The 17,369-nt window shown below is 47.0% G+C and carries 15 protein-coding genes; all 15 read right to left on the bottom strand.

Translation table 11 applies throughout. From position 1 onward, the window contains the following. Positions 1-31: 31 nt before the first annotated feature. The 15 genes from bamA to Q9291_RS07425 all read right to left on the bottom strand — a co-directional run bounded on the left by bamA (position 32) and on the right by Q9291_RS07425 (position 17,183). On the bottom strand, positions 32-2,302 hold the full coding sequence (gene bamA, locus Q9291_RS07495) for an outer membrane protein assembly factor BamA (RefSeq protein ID WP_306389528.1): 2,271 nt from the start codon (positions 2,300-2,302) through the stop codon (positions 32-34). A 62-nt stretch (positions 2,303-2,364) separates the two neighbouring features. Next, positions 2,365-3,789 carry an RIP metalloprotease RseP gene (gene rseP / locus Q9291_RS07490; RefSeq protein ID WP_306389407.1) on the bottom strand — a complete coding sequence of 475 codons (1,425 nt, stop codon included), beginning with the start codon at positions 3,787-3,789 and terminating at the stop codon, positions 2,365-2,367. Beyond that, positions 3,732-4,940: a 1-deoxy-D-xylulose-5-phosphate reductoisomerase gene (gene ispC, locus Q9291_RS07485; RefSeq protein ID WP_306389406.1), complete on the bottom strand. Its 1,209-nt coding sequence runs from the start codon at positions 4,938-4,940 to the stop codon at positions 3,732-3,734. The genes rseP and ispC overlap by 58 nt, the downstream gene beginning before the upstream one ends. Positions 4,941-4,949: 9 nt before the next feature. Then, positions 4,950-5,777 carry a phosphatidate cytidylyltransferase gene (locus Q9291_RS07480; protein ID WP_306389405.1) on the bottom strand — a complete coding sequence of 276 codons (828 nt, stop codon included), beginning with the start codon at positions 5,775-5,777 and terminating at the stop codon, positions 4,950-4,952. 3 nt (positions 5,778-5,780) lie between these two features. Then, positions 5,781-6,542, bottom strand: a complete 762-nt coding sequence (gene uppS, locus Q9291_RS07475) for an undecaprenyl pyrophosphate synthase (RefSeq protein ID WP_306389404.1) — start codon at positions 6,540-6,542, stop codon at positions 5,781-5,783. 29 nt (positions 6,543-6,571) lie between these two features. Next, the gene (gene frr / locus Q9291_RS07470; protein WP_306389403.1) at positions 6,572-7,129 is read right to left on the bottom strand and encodes a ribosome recycling factor; all 558 of its coding nucleotides are present in this window, start codon (positions 7,127-7,129) and stop codon (positions 6,572-6,574) included. Positions 7,130-7,159: 30 nt separating this feature from the next. Then, positions 7,160-7,876, bottom strand: coding sequence for a UMP kinase (pyrH, locus tag Q9291_RS07465; RefSeq protein ID WP_306389402.1), 717 nt, complete (start codon positions 7,874-7,876; stop codon positions 7,160-7,162). Positions 7,877-8,010: 134 nt separating this feature from the next. After that, positions 8,011-8,886, bottom strand: a complete 876-nt coding sequence (gene tsf, locus Q9291_RS07460) for a translation elongation factor Ts (protein ID WP_306389401.1) — start codon at positions 8,884-8,886, stop codon at positions 8,011-8,013. A 140-nt stretch (positions 8,887-9,026) separates the two neighbouring features. After that, on the bottom strand, positions 9,027-9,773 hold the full coding sequence (gene rpsB, locus Q9291_RS07455) for a 30S ribosomal protein S2 (protein WP_306389400.1): 747 nt from the start codon (positions 9,771-9,773) through the stop codon (positions 9,027-9,029). Positions 9,774-9,941: 168 nt separating this feature from the next. Further along, positions 9,942-11,006: an SEL1-like repeat protein gene (locus Q9291_RS07450; RefSeq protein ID WP_306389399.1), complete on the bottom strand. Its 1,065-nt coding sequence runs from the start codon at positions 11,004-11,006 to the stop codon at positions 9,942-9,944. Between the two features lie 116 nt (positions 11,007-11,122). Next, positions 11,123-11,950, bottom strand: coding sequence for a dienelactone hydrolase family protein (locus Q9291_RS07445; RefSeq protein WP_306389398.1), 828 nt, complete (start codon positions 11,948-11,950; stop codon positions 11,123-11,125). A gap of 2 nt (positions 11,951-11,952) precedes the next feature. Continuing rightward, a complete protein-coding gene (locus Q9291_RS07440; RefSeq protein ID WP_306389397.1) occupies positions 11,953-13,128 on the bottom strand; it encodes a hypothetical protein in 1,176 nt (391 codons plus the stop codon). A 22-nt stretch (positions 13,129-13,150) separates the two neighbouring features. Next, positions 13,151-14,800, bottom strand: a complete 1,650-nt coding sequence (locus Q9291_RS07435; protein ID WP_306389396.1) for a GMC family oxidoreductase — start codon at positions 14,798-14,800, stop codon at positions 13,151-13,153. After that, positions 14,797-15,315: a gluconate 2-dehydrogenase subunit 3 family protein gene (locus Q9291_RS07430; RefSeq protein ID WP_306389395.1), complete on the bottom strand. Its 519-nt coding sequence runs from the start codon at positions 15,313-15,315 to the stop codon at positions 14,797-14,799. The genes Q9291_RS07435 and Q9291_RS07430 overlap by 4 nt, the downstream gene beginning before the upstream one ends. A gap of 173 nt (positions 15,316-15,488) precedes the next feature. Beyond that, entirely contained in the window at positions 15,489-17,183 is a 1,695-nt protein-coding gene (locus tag Q9291_RS07425; RefSeq protein WP_306389394.1) for an autotransporter family protein, read from the bottom strand. Positions 17,184-17,369: the final 186 nt, after the last annotated feature.

Here is a 17,369-nt window from a genome sequence, read left to right as displayed (position 1 = left end):
TTTTACGCATGACTTAGCATTGATTGGTGCATTAAAACTGTTGTCCAAACTGAAACTGCAATGTTTGGGTATCATCATTAGGCTTGCTATTGAGTGGTTTGGCCAATACCAACTTCAAAGGACCGAATGGCGACACCCAAGTCACACCAACACCTGTGGAGAACCGCAAATACTCAGAGTTGATAGGGTCATCTTTACCATATACTCCACCAGCATCCACAAACGCACTCAGTCTGAATTGATTAGACTTGTTAACGAATGGCACTGGCATGAACAACTCCACATTACCTACCACACGCTTGGTGCCACCGACAGCAAAGTCTGAACCTGTGCTGGGGTTGATGTCACGCGGCCCCAGTGAAGAGTTCAGGAAACCACGTACACTATTTACACCGCCAGCATAGAAGTTTTTAAAGAAAGGGTAGTTCTTGCCACCATAACTATCTGCATAGCCAAGTTCACCATTCAGCATCAAGGTGAAATCCTTGCCCATATCCTTATACCAACTATGCTGGTAGTTAACTTTATAATATTGCAAATCCAGTCCGGGCAATGACAAATCGCCTGACAGTCTTTGCAACACGCCTCTGCGCGGGAAAAGAATATTGTCGCGGGAGTCGAAGGTCCATCCCAGGTTAGTCACAATGGAGTTACTGCTACAACCAGAGTTATTTTCACAGAATCTTAGATACTGAATCGGGCTGCTGTCAGACAACTCAACGTCGGTTAGATCAAGCGTCACACCGGCACTGATAAAATCCATTTCAGACATTGGCATACCAAACCGCATGCCTACACCGTAGGATTGACTGTTATAAGTACCTACATTCAATGTGGACGAGTTTCGTCTGCTTGTATCCACATCTCGTCTATAAACATCAAAACCGCGACTGATCCCATCAGGCGTAAAGTAAGGATCAGTATAGGATAGCGAATAGATCGTATTGTAACTGCTAGTGTTAACTTGCAAGGCAACCCGATTACCCGTGCCAAGGAAGTTTGGCTGGTTTACATTAAAGCCCAAGACCACGCCGTCGCTACTGGACAAGCCTGCACCGAACTGTACGCTGCCAGTTGCTTTTTCAGCCACAGTAACATTCATGTCAACCTGATCATTGAGGCCAGGTAATGATGGTGTTTCCAGTTCAACATTATCAAAGAAATTCAAGCGTTGAATACGCTCTTTTGAACGTTTAATTTTATCACCGGCATACCATGCAGATTCGAGTTGACGCATCTCACGTCTGACAACTGCATCGCGTGTTCGAGTGTTTCCCTGAACATTGATACGACGCACATACACTTTTTTACCAGGATCAATAAAGAACGTAAACGCAACTGTGTGATTCTGCTTGTTGATTTCCGGAACTGCATTCACGTTAGCGAAGGCATAACCCTCTTCACCAAGCTTCTCGGTCACAACCTTGCTGGCATCAGTGACTTTCTGACGATTAAAAATTTCGCCATCCTGAATATTAATCAGTTTTTTCAAGTCTTCTTCAGGCAAGAGCATTTCACCAGACAATTTGGTTTGACTGATATTGTATTTTTCACCTTCGGTCAGGTTAATAGTAATGTAGACGTCGCGCTTGTCAGGAGAAATAGACACTTGTGTTGAATCAATAGAGAACTCGAGGTAACCTTGATTCATATAAAATGAGCGCAAAGCTTCAAGATCAGCAGTGAGCTTTTGCTTGGAATACTGGTCATCCTTGTTCCACCAACTCATCCAGTTGGGCGTTGTCAGCAAAAAGTTCGCCCTGAGATCTTCTGTACTAAATAAGTGATTGCCCACAATGTTGATATCACGGATTTTGGCAACCGGACCTTCCACGATTTCAAAACGTACAGCAACACGGTTACGCTCAAGCGGACTGGCAATGGCCTTAACTTCAGCACTGTATTTACCTTGCGATAAATATTGTCGCTTGATTTCCTGTTCAGCTCTGTCCAGCTGTGCTTTATCAAAAATCTGTCCTTCGGCAATGCCGATCTGCTTTAAACCCTCTTTAACCTTATCAGTCGGAAATGACTTGTTTCCACTAAAGTCAATTTGTGATATTGACGGTCTTTCTTGCACAGTGACAACAAGTACATCCCCCTCAGCCTCAATGCGAACATCTTTAAAAAAGCCAGTTGAATAAAGTGATTTGATGGCTTGCGCAGCTTTTTCATCACTCATCACATCGCCTACCTGCATGGGCAAATAGTTAAATACGGTACCGGCTTCCGTTCTTTGCAGACCTTCTACCCGAATATCCGAAATTACAAAAGGCTCAGTAGCATTGGCATTGAAGTGCATAGCACCAGCCAGTAAAAACAACCACAATTTAGAATTGGTCTTTTTTTTCATTAAATATACTTTCAACCTGCCACGTAGCGATTGATGTCATTAAAAAAAGCAATGAACATCAATGCCCCAAGAATACCGAAGCCAAGGCGCTGACCTATTTCCAGCACCTTGTCAGGCAATGGTTCTCCTCGAATCAATTCCGCCATATGATACAACAAATGGCCACCATCTAATACTGGAATTGGCAGCAGATTCATGACTGCGATGCTGATACTTAACAACGCGATAAACCCGATATAAGGCTTGATACCAAGATCAGCTGTTTGTCCGGCAACATCTGCAATACTCACCGGGCCACTGATTGCTTTCAATGAAACTTGACCAGTCAACATTTTACCGATCATTTTGAGCGTAAAAACCACCGTGTCTTGTACACGGCTGATGGCCAGAAAAGCTGAAGCTGTCACGGTGTATTCACGCACAATTCTATAAGGGGAAAAGTCCACACTACGCATATCTACTGCCGCCCCTAAGCGCCCAAAGCGTTGACCTCCCTCAATCACGGCTTCTGGCAACAGTTTCAGCTCGGACAGAAACCCATCTCGCTGGTACTGTACGCGTAAAGGTTTAGAGGGACTGGCTCTAATCAATTTTACAAATTGCTGCCAATCCTGCACAGGCTTTCCATTGACTTGAGTTATTTTATCCCCTGCCTGCAATCCATTCTTGTCTGCCACAGAGCCTGGAATAATTTCCCCTACGACAGGTGGAATGATGGGCATCAAAATAGACAATCCGAGTTTTTCCAGTACATCGCCATCAGGCTCACCCGACAAATTCGAAATTGGTAACAGATGTTTATGCAACTCACCTTGCGGTGTACGCGTGACTACAGTAAGTGAGCGGTGTTCGAGCCAGCCTTGTAATAATTGCCACTGTGCCTCTTGCCAAGTTTGTACCACTTCCCCATTCAGCGAAACAATAACATCGCCTTGGCGCAATTTAGCCTGTTCCGCCATCGACCCAGTTGCAACTGTGCCGATATAAGGCTTCATTCCAACTTCTCCCTGCGCAAGTAGACCCCAATAACACACAAATGCTAACAGTAGGTTGGCCAGTGGCCCTGCAAAGACAATCCACATTTTGGCCCAAACTGGTTTGCGATCAAAAGAGTAGGAACCATCAATATTTTCTGCTGTAAACATTGATTCCTGTAATGTTTCGCGGCCATCAAGCATTTTCACATACCCACCCAAAGGCAACACAGAAAGCACCCATTCAGTGTCTTTAGTAGAGCGTTGATAGCGATAGAGTACCTTACCAAAACCAATCGAGAAACGCACAACATGGACGCCACAACTTTTTGCGGCCAGATAATGTCCAAATTCGTGGATGGTAACCAGCACACCAATGGCGACAATAAAAGCCAGCGCAGTCATCATGATGCTGTCTTCCGAAATGAGCTGGTCATTGTTTTGCGCTGGAGAAATTCGCACACAACGGCTCTCGCCTCAGCATCCACTGCTAGCAACTGCTCAACAGAGGAGACTGGTTGGATTGGTAATTGCTCAAGCGCTGCAGAAATCAATGCAGGAATATCAAGATACCGGATTTCATCTCGTAAAAAGGCGGCTACCGCCACCTCATTTGCGGCATTGAGCACTGCTGAGGCAGTACCTCCAGCATTTAACGCATCATAAGCCAGTTGTAAACATGGAAAGCGCAAGGTGTCAGGTGCTTCAAACTCAAGCTTGGCTACGTCAATCAGGCTAAGTGGCTTTACACCAGAAGCAATGCGTTCCGGGTATCCCAACCCATAAGCAATTGGTGTTCGCATATCAGGGTTACCTAGCTGAGCAAGAATACTGCCATCAACATACGAAACCATTGAATGTATGACGCTCTGAGGATGTACAACCACATCGATCTGTGATGGATGCGCATTAAACAACCAGTGAGCCTCTATCACTTCCAACCCTTTATTCATCAAGGTTGATGAATCAATGGTGATTTTGGCACCCATAACCCAATTTGGATGCTTCAATGCTAACGCTGGAGTAACAGTCTCGAGCTGGTGCTGTGTATAGCACCTGAATGGTCCACCTGATGCAGTCAAAATCACCTGGTTAACACCAACATCAGTCAGTGCATTACAACTTTTCCTTGGCATCACTTGAAAAATGGCATTGTGTTCGCTATCAATGGGCAATAGCGTGGCTCCCCCTTGTTTGACAGCATCCATAAAGAGCTGCCCTGCCATCACAAGTGTTTCTTTATTAGCCAGCAGAATCTTTTTTCCGGCTTCAGCCGCTGCCAGTGCTGGTAACAACCCAGCAGCCCCCACAATAGCCGCCATGACGATGTGCACGTCAGGATGGGCAGAAACCTCACTTAAGCCCTCAACGCCAGACAGAACCTCCACGGACAAGCCAGCAGCCTGACATTGTTGATGCAAACGATCAGCAGCCTCAATATCTTGCATCACTGCAAACCGAGGATTAAAGGCAACACATTGCGCAAATAATGCATCTACATTCTTATAGGCGGCAAGGGCAAACACAGCGTAACGATCTGAATGCCTGGACATCACATCCAGTGTTTGCTGACCAATTGTTCCGGTACTGCCGAGTATGGTGACTAATTGCAAAACGGCCTCTTAGAATGCATAAGATTGTTGCATGTAATGAAACCACAGAACCAGACACAAGCCCACTGGTAATGCAGGAATGACACCATCAATTCTGTCTAGCAATCCACCATGCCCAGGCAAGAACTGGCCACTATCCTTTAAGTTGGCACGTCGTTTAAAAAGGGACTCAAACAGATCACCGTAGATCCCTGCAATGGTAATCACCCACAAACAACCCAATACCCACCATGTAGAAACTGCACCAGTTAGCTTTAACAAGCAAGCGTAAATACCCACAGCGAACAATGCCCCAGCCACACCCTCCCATGTTTTTCCTGGGCTAATGGCTGGCGCCAGCTTATGTTTTCCAAATTGTTTTCCTGCGAAATAGGCAGCACTGTCTGCTAACCAGATAGTTGAAATAATCACCAGCAAGAACATTGGGTTCAACTCTTGTGTAGTGACCAATGCCATCCATAACGATAGCATCAAGCCCAATCCAACCAGCATATTCAACCATTTCTGGCGAGGAAAGTAATGAAAGAACAGTGCCAAAGGAACCACCACCAACCAGAATATCGTCGCGACCAATAAGACTAGCAATGACTGATAGAAGAACCAGTGAAACCCTGATTGATACAATAAAAATAATAAATAGAGCCCAGCGAGTGCAGAGAATAGCAAGTATCCCTTTTCCTGCCGATTGGTTAATGTCAAAAAACCCGACCACTCACGAATACCGACCAGGGCCAATGCCATCATCAAACTCGCCCATAGCATCATAGGTGACAAGAACAGCGCTGGGATGAATACACCCAATAATACAACAGCAGTAATGACTCTGATTTTTAACATGGCTTATAGGGAACCGTTCTCAGAAACCAGCTGTTCACTGGTACGACCAAATCTTCGCTCTCGCTGACGATAAGACTTCAACGCTTGCTCAAAGGCTGTCTCATCAAAGTCAGGCCACAATACTGGTGTAAAATAAAGCTCGGTATAGGCCAGTTGCCACAGCAGAAAATTACTGATGCGAGTTTCACCGCCAGTGCGAATAAACAAATCAGGCTCCGGCGCGTATGACATTGACAGGTAAGGTGTCAAGTCGGCCTCACTAATCTCATCAATAGGCTGTTTATTCAGTAACAATTGATTTACAGCATGCACTACATCCCAACGACCACCATAATTGACTGCAATGGTCAGTGTTAACCCTGCGTTGGCTTCAGTTTTACGCTCAGCATCCAGCATTTTCTGCTGTAAATCAGCATTGAACTGACTTCGATCCCCTATTAACTTCAGGATCACATTCGCTTCATGCAGCTTGGCTACCTCGCGATCCAAAGCTTCCAGAAACAAACCCATCAAAAAAGTGACCTCATCAGGTGGTCGACGCCAGTTTTCACTGCTAAAGGCAAACAATGTGAGGTATTTGATTTCAAGACGCACGCAAGTCTTAACGAGTTGGCGCACAGACTCCAGGCCTCGCTGATGCCCGGCTACACGGGGTAAAAATCTCTTTTTGGCCCAGCGCCCATTACCATCCATAATCACTGCCACATGTTGTGGCAGGTTATGCGTCTCAGGCACTTGCTTGGTGGAACTTGAAAAAAGACCCAAAACGATATCCGTCCTCGATGAATGGCCGCTTATACGGCCATCAAGTCTACTTCTTTTTGTTGCAAAAGTTTGTCCACTTCAGCCACTGCCTTATCAGTCATTTTTTGCACTTCATCCTGTCCACGACGCTCATCGTCTTCAGAAATTGCTTTATCTTTTACCAGCTTTTTCAAAGCATCATTGGCATCACGACGTACGTTACGAATGGCCACTTTTGCACCTTCACCTTCAGTCCGTACGATTTTAGTCAGATCACGGCGGCGCTCTTCAGTCAACATTGGCATAGGAACACGAATCAAATCACCGTTAGTGGCTGGATTCAATCCCAAGTCGCTGTCCCGAATCGCTTTTTCTACCTTGGCAATCATATTTTTTTCATATGGCTGTACGTTAATGGTGCGCGCATCACCCAAATTCACGTTGGCCACCTGGTTCACGGCCACCATTGACCCATAGTATTCCACCACGACATGGTCAAGCAAGCCGGCATGAGCGCGACCTGTACGCACTTTAGCCAGATCGGTTTTCAACGCCTCCAGCGATTTGTGCATTTTCTGTTCTGCAGATTTTTTAATATCTTCAACCATTCTGATTCTCCAATTTCGCACGCGTCCAGCTTAAGCCATGACGCGCGTACCTTCATTCTCACCTAAAATCACGCGCTTGAGTGCACCTTCTTTAAAGATACTAAATACAGCAATCGGCATTTTTTGGTCTCTGCACAGGGTAAACGCTGTTGCGTCCATTACCTTCAGATTTTTATTGATGGCCTCATCATAGGAGACGGTATCATAACGGGTCGCGGTGGGGTCTTTTTTCGGGTCAGCCGTGTAAATACCATCAACCTTAGTGGCTTTCAATACAATTTCAGCGTCAATTTCCACACCGCGTAAAGCAGCAGCAGTATCTGTTGTAAAAAATGGGTTGCCAGTGCCAGCACCAAAAATCACCACCTTACCTTCTTCCAGATAACGGATCGCTTTGCCTCGAATATAAGGCTCAGCCACCGCCTCAATATTTAACGCACTTTGAACACGCGCAGCCACACCGGCATGTTTCATAGCATCTTGAAGTGCCATAGCGTTCATGACCGTTGCCAGCATACCCATATAATCGGCAGTTGCTCTGTCCATCCCCTCAGCAGCAGGCGCAATCCCACGAAAAATATTGCCGCCACCGATGACGATACCCACCTGCACGCCCATATTCACAATTTCTTTGACCTGCCCAACAATAGCAGTCACCGTTTCACGGTTAATGCCATAAGCATCATCGCCCATTAACGCTTCACCAGATAATTTGAGGAGAACGCGCTTAAAAACAGGTTGTGCCATTGTTATTTATCCCAAATTCAAAATGTGCCTATTTAATCATAAAACACGGTTTTATGGGCTGCAAACCGCCCAGTTAGCCATAAAAAAAGTGGAATCCGAAGACTCCACTTTTATCCAAGCTCGTTTACAATCGATTACACTTTAGCCGCAGCGGCCACTTCAGCAGCATAATCCACCACGGCCTTTTCAATGCCCTCACCTACGACATACATACTGAATGAAGCCACCGACGCATTTTTGGATTTCAGCAACTGCTCAATGGTTTGCTTGTCATCCTTTACAAACGCCTGACTTAACAAAGTCACTTCTTTCAAAAACTTCTGCACAGTACCATCAGCAATTTTTTCCAGCATCGCCTCTGGCTTACCAGCTTCTTTTGCTTTTTCGATGGCCACACGGCGTTCTGCTTCAATCAATGCTGCGTCAACACCACTTGCATCCAGTGATTTTGGTTTTGCTGCAGCAATGTGCATGGCAATATCTTTACCCAAAGCCTCGTCGCCACCCACCAGATCCACCAGCACACCAATTTTGCTGCCATGTACGTAGCTGTACAACTGACCTTTGGCTTCAGTACGCGCAAAACGGCGTGGCGTGATATTTTCACCAATCTTGCCAACCAGCTGCGCGCGCACTGCTTCAGCAGTTTCGCCACGCATTGGCAAAGCACCCACCGCATCGATATCGGCAGGATTGTTTTCGTTCACTGTTTGCGCCAATTCCCCGACAAACTTCAGGAACTCTTCGTTTTTGGCACAGAAGTCAGTTTCAGAGTTGACTTCAATCAAAGTACCCAGTTTGCCACCAGCAGCAATGCTGATACCAACCGTACCTTCAGCCGCTACACGACCAGCAGCCTTGCTTGCCTTGTTACCAAAACGTACACGCAGGATTTCTTCCGCACGGGTCATGTCGCCGTCAGCTTCAGTCAATGCCTTTTTACAGTCCATCATCGGTGCATCAGTGCGCTCACGTAAGTCCTTCACCATGCTTGCGGTAATTTCAGCCATTTATTACTCCTTTTGTTAGGATTCCTGCAATGAGGATTCATCTAGATATTCTTTTTACAATATGCCAATCATGTGTCAGCCATATTGCATACAACACAATAGAAAAAGGGGCGGACCGCCCCTTTTTATGCTGCATTTAATTACTCGGCAGCAACAGCCTCTGCAGGCACAGTTTCTTCCTGAGCCGCTTTAACGATTTCAGAAATCGCGTTCGCACGGCCTTCCAGAACAGCATCTGCCATCCCACGCGCATACAAGCGGATCGCACGTGAAGAGTCATCGTTACCTGGAATGACGTAAGCGATGCCATCAGGTGAGTTATTAGTATCGACAATACCAATCACCGGGATACCGAGCTTGCGTGCTTCAGTAATGGCGCCACTTTCATGACCAACGTCAATTACGAAAATCGCATCTGGCAAGCCACCCATTTCCTTAATACCACCAATAGAACGTTCCAGTTTCTCAACTTCACGCTTGTAACCCAGTGCTTCTTTTTTGCCGAATTTCTCGATACTGCCATCAGTCATCATGGCTTCAAAATCCTGCAAGCGCTTGATAGATTGTTTAACAGTTTTGAAGTTGGTCAACATACCGCCCAACCAGCGGTGATTGACATAAGCACAACCAGCACGCTGCGCTTCTTCTTTGACGATGTCACGGGCTTGACGCTTGGTGCCCACGAACAGAATACGGCCCTTGTTTGCCGCCAATGTGCGCACGTATTTTTGTGCTTCTTCAAACAGCGGCAGTGTTTTTTCAAGATTAACAATATGGATTTTGTTACGATCGCCAAAAATGTACTCTGCCATTTTTGGGTTCCAGTAACGAGTCTGGTGACCAAAGTGAACACCGGCCTCCAACATTTGACGCATAGTCACTGACATAATAAGTCTTTCTATTTCAAAGGGTTATTCATTAACATGTATTCAATAACACCCTTGCGGGCACCCTATGTAAATACATGCATGGTTAATTGACCAAAAAGTCAATCCAAGATTATAGTGGAATTTACGTGCCCGATCAAGCACTTGAACAACACGAGACCTCGGTCACTAATGATGCGCGTGCGGCTTCAGGTCGTAATGTTTATGCGGATGACTATGATTGGCATCAAACCACTGTTGTGCCATTGCATGGGCTTTTTGCACATCACTCTTGGACAGTTTGCTAGCTACATAGGAGCGGTAAAAGTGGGCATCATCATGTCCGTTACCAGCAGACAAATCCAGCCATTTATATGCTTCCAGCAAATCAGCCTTAAGCCCTTCGCCATTCATGTACATCTTACCCAGATGAAATTGAGCGTTGCGATCCCAACCCTTGGCAGCTCGCATAAACCATTGCTGAGCTTCTTCGAAACTGACTGCTTGCCCCAATCCGGTATAGGCCATCAAACCCAAACCATATTGCGCTTCCACATGCCCTTTATCCGCAGCACGTACAAACCAACTCTTCGCATTCGCAGGGTTCACGTCCACCCCCTGCCCATCAAGGTACATTCTGGCAACCTGATACTGGGCTTGTGCAAAGCCACCATCCGCCGATCGCGAAAACCATTTAAAAGCCTCTGCAGGGTCTTTTTTACCAGCCTGACCACTCACGAATGCCATACCCAAATTGAACTGTGCGTCCGGATTACCCGATTCGCCAGACTTCTTTAACCACTCCATACCGGCAGCGACGTTTTGTTTTACACCCTGACCATTCACTAACATGACCCCCAAACTGAATTGCGATGCTACATGCCCTTTTTTGGCGGCACTTTCAAAAGCCTTATAGGCGCGCGCAAAATCCTGCTTAAACTCTTTGGACCCAGTATAGTAAAGCAGCCCCAAGGAATAAGATGCATCGACATGCCCTTTACTGGCAGCGCGTTCAATCCAGCCAATGGCTTTTTTGGGATCATTTTGACCGACTTTACCAGACAGCATTAATGCGCCAAGATTGTATTGCGCATCTACATCCCCTTTTTTCGCAGCGGCTTCCCAGGCTTTCTGCGCTGCCATAAAATCCCCTTTATTAGCGGCCTCCAATCCCGTTTCAAAGCTGGCAAATGCATGTATAGGCATCGCCAACATCAGGCCAGCGCATAAAACCAATCGAATAACCAATTGCATAATCATCCTTAAAAATATTTGTTATACCAGTGCCAACCTTTTAAGGTCAGCGCATTACAATTATGATAACAAACGTGCCATCACTGGAATTCAAAAAAGTGGAAAGGGTATCCGGTTTAATTAAAATGCTCCCTTAACAATTGCGGCCACCGTTCAACCCAGCAACACTTGTGATCAAACCCTTTGATCACCTGCATTTGCACATCAGCCTGAGCTGGAAAAAATGTGCGATAAGCCCAATATATAGAAGGCGGCATATTTTGATCTAACTCCCCTACAAAGTGCAACTGTCGGACACCCTGCAATTTCTGCCAGACGTCAGGTGGATTCATTGAATCATGCAAAGGACTTAAGTGATGTAAATCAGTCCAGACACGGTGATCAAGATTACCGGCCACAGTCACAATCGCATCCACATCCTGCCTTTGTGCTGCCATCAGAACGGCCAATGCCCCGCCTCCGGAGTATCCAATCAACATCAGATGTTCAGCATGTGCTTCCTGCTTTAGGCGAGTAACAGCCGCATTCATTGCAGACACCACCTCGGGCGAAAACCTTGCGTGCGTCCAATAAACAGAACGACAATCAGGCTCAGCTAAAGATACATACTGACATGGCCTTGCCAGATAAACAACATTGCCAGCCAGCGTATCCTTCACGGCAAGAAATGGGACAATACTGTTCAATGGTGTAGGGTTCAAGGCGGGTTGATATCGTGTAATCCATGACAGCCCGTCACCTTCAATGTATACACGCATATCCTTCGCGTCTACTGCTGGAGATTGCCAGACTCGCAAAGTAAAGTCCGGGGTAGAAATATCTCTCTGAACAAATCCATGTTGTGAAAAAAGCGAGGCTACAGGTTGCGTGCGCTCTGCGAGCTCCTGAGAGGCACAACTTGTTAGCAACCATAAACATGCAATGACCATAAGAAGAATACGCATGATTAATTCACTTTTTGTACGGGCAAATGCCAGAACAAATTTCGTCTAACATCAGGATGACTTATTTTCCAGATACATCCGTCTACAAAATAATGATGAATACTGACAATAGAGGCCAGCACCACTGCCAATCCATATGGCTGTTGACTTGGAAACAATATCACGGGCAAGTAGAAAATCAGCATGCCTGCAAAGACCAAAGTGCAGTAATAGCCTATTGTCGCGCCCAACAAAGAACTACGCTGTTTCGCAGGCAGATGTGGCACATTGGCAGCAATAGCGGCCTGATTCACCTGCATACGTAATGGAAACGCAAGATACTGTAATGCATGCGACAACTGCACCAACACATAGGCTGCCGGCATTAACAACAATACCCAATACCACAAGTAAATCGCCAACCAGGCAATCAATACCCGACGATCCGGCCAATGGCCCAACTGGCTTCTGATTTTGCACCAAATGACCAGTCCAATCAGAAACGAAAGCACACAAACGATAGTCAGGCACTGCAACAATAACGGGAGGTAAGACCTCATCGCCCCCAACCAGGCGACTGGTAAATCCTGTGCACCCCAAACGACATGCCAGATTAGCAGTAAACGCAATCCTGAACGCAACAGCAGTCGTTGCCCTGTGCTCAATATCAAGCCCGACAGGCGCGAGAATGTCGCCATCATCCCCCAAGCCTGACCAGTGTAATGCCAAGCCAGATAAAAAGCTGCCACCAGCCACAAAACGTATGCAAGGTCCTGATTAACACCCCAACCTGCTCCGCTGACAGGCCCAGTTATCAGTGCAATTACCAGATAAACCAGCAAAGCCACCGGGACAAACAGGGTCGAAAAAGGATATGTTTTTACATTCTGTAGCGGGCGATAGAGTAAAGCGTAAGCGCCCATAAAATGTGGCCAGTTAATCACTGCCTGCAACACAATCGCTTGACTAATCACGGCCGTGATATTTGCAGCGCTCGGCTCGCTGGAGGCATAGACCACAAGTAACAAGCCCATCACTACTACAGAGATACCGCCAGTCAGCCAAAAGTCCAGTGCCGGTGAAGCAATATAACCGGTCATTTGCGAGACAATTTTGTTTTTATTAGGGCGCTTGCGTTTGCCAGCGGGCAGCGTTTGCCTGGAAGCCGCTTTATTTACAGAGTCTGATAAGTGCGCCATAGAATTAAAGTTTCACCAAAAATCATCTGGATTGAAAACGATCCATCGCACGTAATGCCAAAGCTTGTATTGTGAGGCCAGGCGACTCCCCACCTCCTGAACTTGGAAATACACTTGCATCGAGAATGTAGAGGTTGCGCCAGCGATGACTGCGACAATCAACATTGACCACCGAATGGCGGGCATCATGCCCCATACGACAGGTGCCAAATACATGCGTAGAGCTAAAAATATCATACGAACTGAACTCTTCAAATATCTTTGTTGCACCCATCGCTTTGAGGATGTCACGGCATTGCTTGGCCATAAAAGCAATGCGTTTAGTTGCCATCTCATCGACATAACTATGTATGCTTGCCACCGGCAAGCCAAATACATCTTTTACAGCTGAATCCAGGCTCACGAAAGATTTTGGATGAGGCAGGCTCTCGCAAATACCGCTTAGAGACACAACACGACCAAAAGTCCGGCGCATCTCCTGCTTATGCTGATGGCCCCAGCCTTTTACGACTCTGGTGGCATAGCTGACAGGCCCCAGCAAATCTGACTCTGCAACAGAGGGTGAAAAACGGCAGCCGCCAATCACACCGGGGATTGCATCGGGAGCGTTGTAATCCCAACAAATGCTGTCTACCGGTAACCCGCGATAACTGGCGAGATCACTGTGATAAAGCGCATTGCTGGTCCACAACAGGGTTTCCATAAAGTTCTTACCAACTTGACCACTCTCATTGCACAATCCATTGGGTGAGTCTGCACTGGAGGACATGAGCAACAAGCGCGGACTTTCAACCGCACCCGCCGCCAGAATCAACAAGGGCGTTTTGATAAACTGCTTTTTGCCGGCTGAATAATATTCGACACCAGACACGAGGTCATTTGCACCGTCGGTGATAATACGGGTCACAACACATTCTGTGCGTATTTCACACAAGCCACTGGCTTTTGCCAGTTGTAAATACGTAACATCAATACTGCCTTTGTCTTTACGTGGGCAGCCTTTCAGACAGCAATTGCAATAGTTGCAGTTTAGTCTTTGAGCGCGCGGCTGAGGTAAAACCGCCAAGGGATTCTCAACCAGCCGCATGCCTTTAGCCGCAAACCCCTTGCGCAATAAATGCGTGGTATAGCCTGTTGCATGCGGGGAATATGGGTAAGGCGCGGAGCGGGGATGTATACCGTCATTCTCTGGGCCAGCCACACCAACGATATTTTCAGCCTGCACGTAATAAGGCTCGAGCATGTCATAACTGACCGGCCAGTCAGCAGCAACACCATGCTGCGACCACATTTGCATGGATTTGGGATTCATGCGATGTGCTTCGCCGGTAAAATGCAAGGAACTTCCGCCGACACCTCTTACATGATGATAAGCAAAAGCCACGCGCTTTGCCTCCGGATTTAAATACCCGGTCATGTGATTCCATGAGCGTAAGTGTGCCCATTGCTTGCTCAAGGGCTGGTCCAGTACGTAGGTGTAACGCCCCTGTGATCCAGCTTTCTGCGGAAAAGGCTTCTGCCATCGTGATGTTCCAGCAAGATAGTCCTTATCAGGGGCGTAGGACGGCCCCGCTTCAAGAATCAACACGCGCAACCCCTGCTGCGTCAAGGCATAAGCACTGGCACCACCACCTGCGCCTGCGCCGATAATGACCGCATCGTAGCGTTTCATTTAGTCAACTTTCGGGGTTGGCTGGCATATGACAGGTACCCATGCGGCTGAGGCGCACCATGCAGCCCCAAGCTAGGCCAGATCGCTGGATGAGCATAATAGAAACTGAAAAGATCTGCCTTGACATGGTCAAAGAACTGTCTCGCAATCGTTCCTGACTGACTGGTCTCGCTGAGTGAAACAATGCGCACGCGCTGCTCTTCCTGCAACTGGTGGAAGGCCATATTGGCCATCGCTATGGCTTGAGTATCCAGCCACTGGCATCCGAGAATAAGGAGCGCGGTATAGTTTTGTATAGTCTGGGCATGATTAAGCAAAACCTTATCTAATCCCAATTGTGAAGATGAAGGTGTTTCATCAGGGGGAATAAGGGTATCTATAAAAGAGACCAGGGTCCCAAGCTGAGAAGTTGTTAGTGACGTTCCGGCCATTACAGAAAGCGAAGGCGCTAAAGTCAATGTAGACAACAGGGAAACTGACTGCAGACCCAGACTCAAAAATTGACGTCTTTTCATGATTTAAACCTGATTAGATCAAGATCTGGTATTTGAGAGGATTATCAATAAAGAGGAAGAATACTCGATATTGCAAGCAATACAAACTAGTTTGCTTGCACGGCAAGTCTAACAAAATACCGCAAACAAAAGCCCCTGCATGGCAGGGGCTCTAGAATGCTTCAAGATGTCACTCAAAATCGATAAGTGCCTGTGACTTGTCCATTGATGGCATCGTAACCGTCGCCCTTCTCTGTTCCCAGCTCAACGGCAACACCGACTCGCTCTGTTTTTTCCCAGTTGAGCTTGGCGGCTACCCCATAGACATCCTGATTTACTTTTTGGCCAACGCTCTCAAACTGCGCGCCACCGCCGATAAACGAAGAGCTTGTGTTCATGCCATCACGGATGAAGTCATGCCGCCAGCCAGCCTTGACAGACGGATGTAATCGGCTGCCATCAGCAAGCACTTTCAGCATCCCCAGCTCCAATCCCAGCAATGAACGCACGCGATCTGCATTACTGCTGCCGACGTTCAAAGAGAGAGCTCCTGCGCCCTTCTCACTAAATCCATCCTGTTCAATATGATGCGCTTCAACCCCGACTGATGGTGTCAAGGTTAACACCTCTGTGATGTAAAAAGGCACCCCTGCAACCAAACGCGTGCCATACATATCACCATTAAAGCTACCTTTTGCAACACCGGTGAGATGGGTATTTCGTTTAGTATCATAGTCCTGATAGGCGTAACTCAACATGCCTTGCAAGAACCAGCGTTCAAAAGTCTTGGCAAAATAACCCGTAATCTGGTACGTCTGGATGCCTGCGCTGTCCCCATTGCGGAAATCATTCATATCCACATTGGTTTTTGCATATGCCGCAGCTACACCTAGTACGAGGCCATTGTCCAGCATGCGATCCACACCCGCCATCATCCCGAAAACCTTACTGTCAGACCCAGCAAAACCACTACGCGCAGCCTGATCAGCTTTACCGCCAAAGGCTTTCAACCAAACGGTTTTGTTCAAAGCCTCATCACCTGAAGACATGCCTTGCGCAGTCCCCCGTCCAGCATTGATGTCGCCACCATGATTCAGCATCGCCATATCATTCTGGCCAGACATGCCCACACGCAAATTATCCAGGCGCACTTGCACTGTATCGAGCGCAGCAGTCGTTGTATTAATTGCAGACTGGCTCATTACCTGACTACGATCAGGGGAAATCAGGCGCATGGCATCCCGCTTGCTCTGCTCTGTCATTGCATCAATCACAGCAAGTACACCAGCCATTTGGCCCGTAGCACCACTGAGCCCATCCAGCGTGGCTGCCACACCGGTTTGGTTTGCGCCGGCGATACTGACGTAATTCGAACCACCACCAAGCTGCGAGGCATTCACCACTTGCGACTGATTGATGGGCGCAGCTCCCGTCCCGTTAAATGTTCCGCTGGTAGTGTAAATGCGGTACCCTTCCCATGTAAATTGACCTGCTGAGGCAATCACAGTCCAGGCAATTTGACCCGATGGATTCAAGCCGGCTGCAACAAGGGCACTTGATTGAATACTCAATGCAGTGCCACTTTGAGAGCCTCCATTAGCGACAACTGTGTCATAAGAAATGGTCTCATTCCAAGTGCCAATCGTCAGCTGAATGGCATCACCTGCCGACCAGTCACCGCCAAAGTCAATTGTGACTCTGCCGTTATTGCCTCCTCCATTTTCAAAGGTCAACTGCGTGACACTGAGACCCTGCCCTGCATTTAAACTGATTGGTGTATTGTTTGAGGCTTGTGTAAACAAGTGCCCAGCATGGGCAGCTGTGCTAAGTAACAGCCCAATAATGATAATGAACCATACCTTGAATGCTTGGGGAATCAATTGAATCATAACGCTTTACCTGACAAAAAATGAAATGGGCAAAAAACAGTTTATACACCGTACTTCCCGGCTTCATCGCAACCCTAGGTTGAATGCATGTCAAACTGCTACAGTTTATGAATATCGACTATTTTGCGAATGTCTTAAGTCGGATTTGTGCAAAAAATTGATAATTACTGAGCCTAAATATAAGCG

Source organism: Methylophilus aquaticus, assembly GCF_030769565.1.
In the GTDB taxonomy this organism is placed as follows: Bacteria; Pseudomonadota; Gammaproteobacteria; order Burkholderiales; family Methylophilaceae; genus Methylophilus; species Methylophilus aquaticus.
Note: the sequence above shows the minus strand (reverse complement) of the source record. Positions and strands in the feature narration are given on the sequence as shown.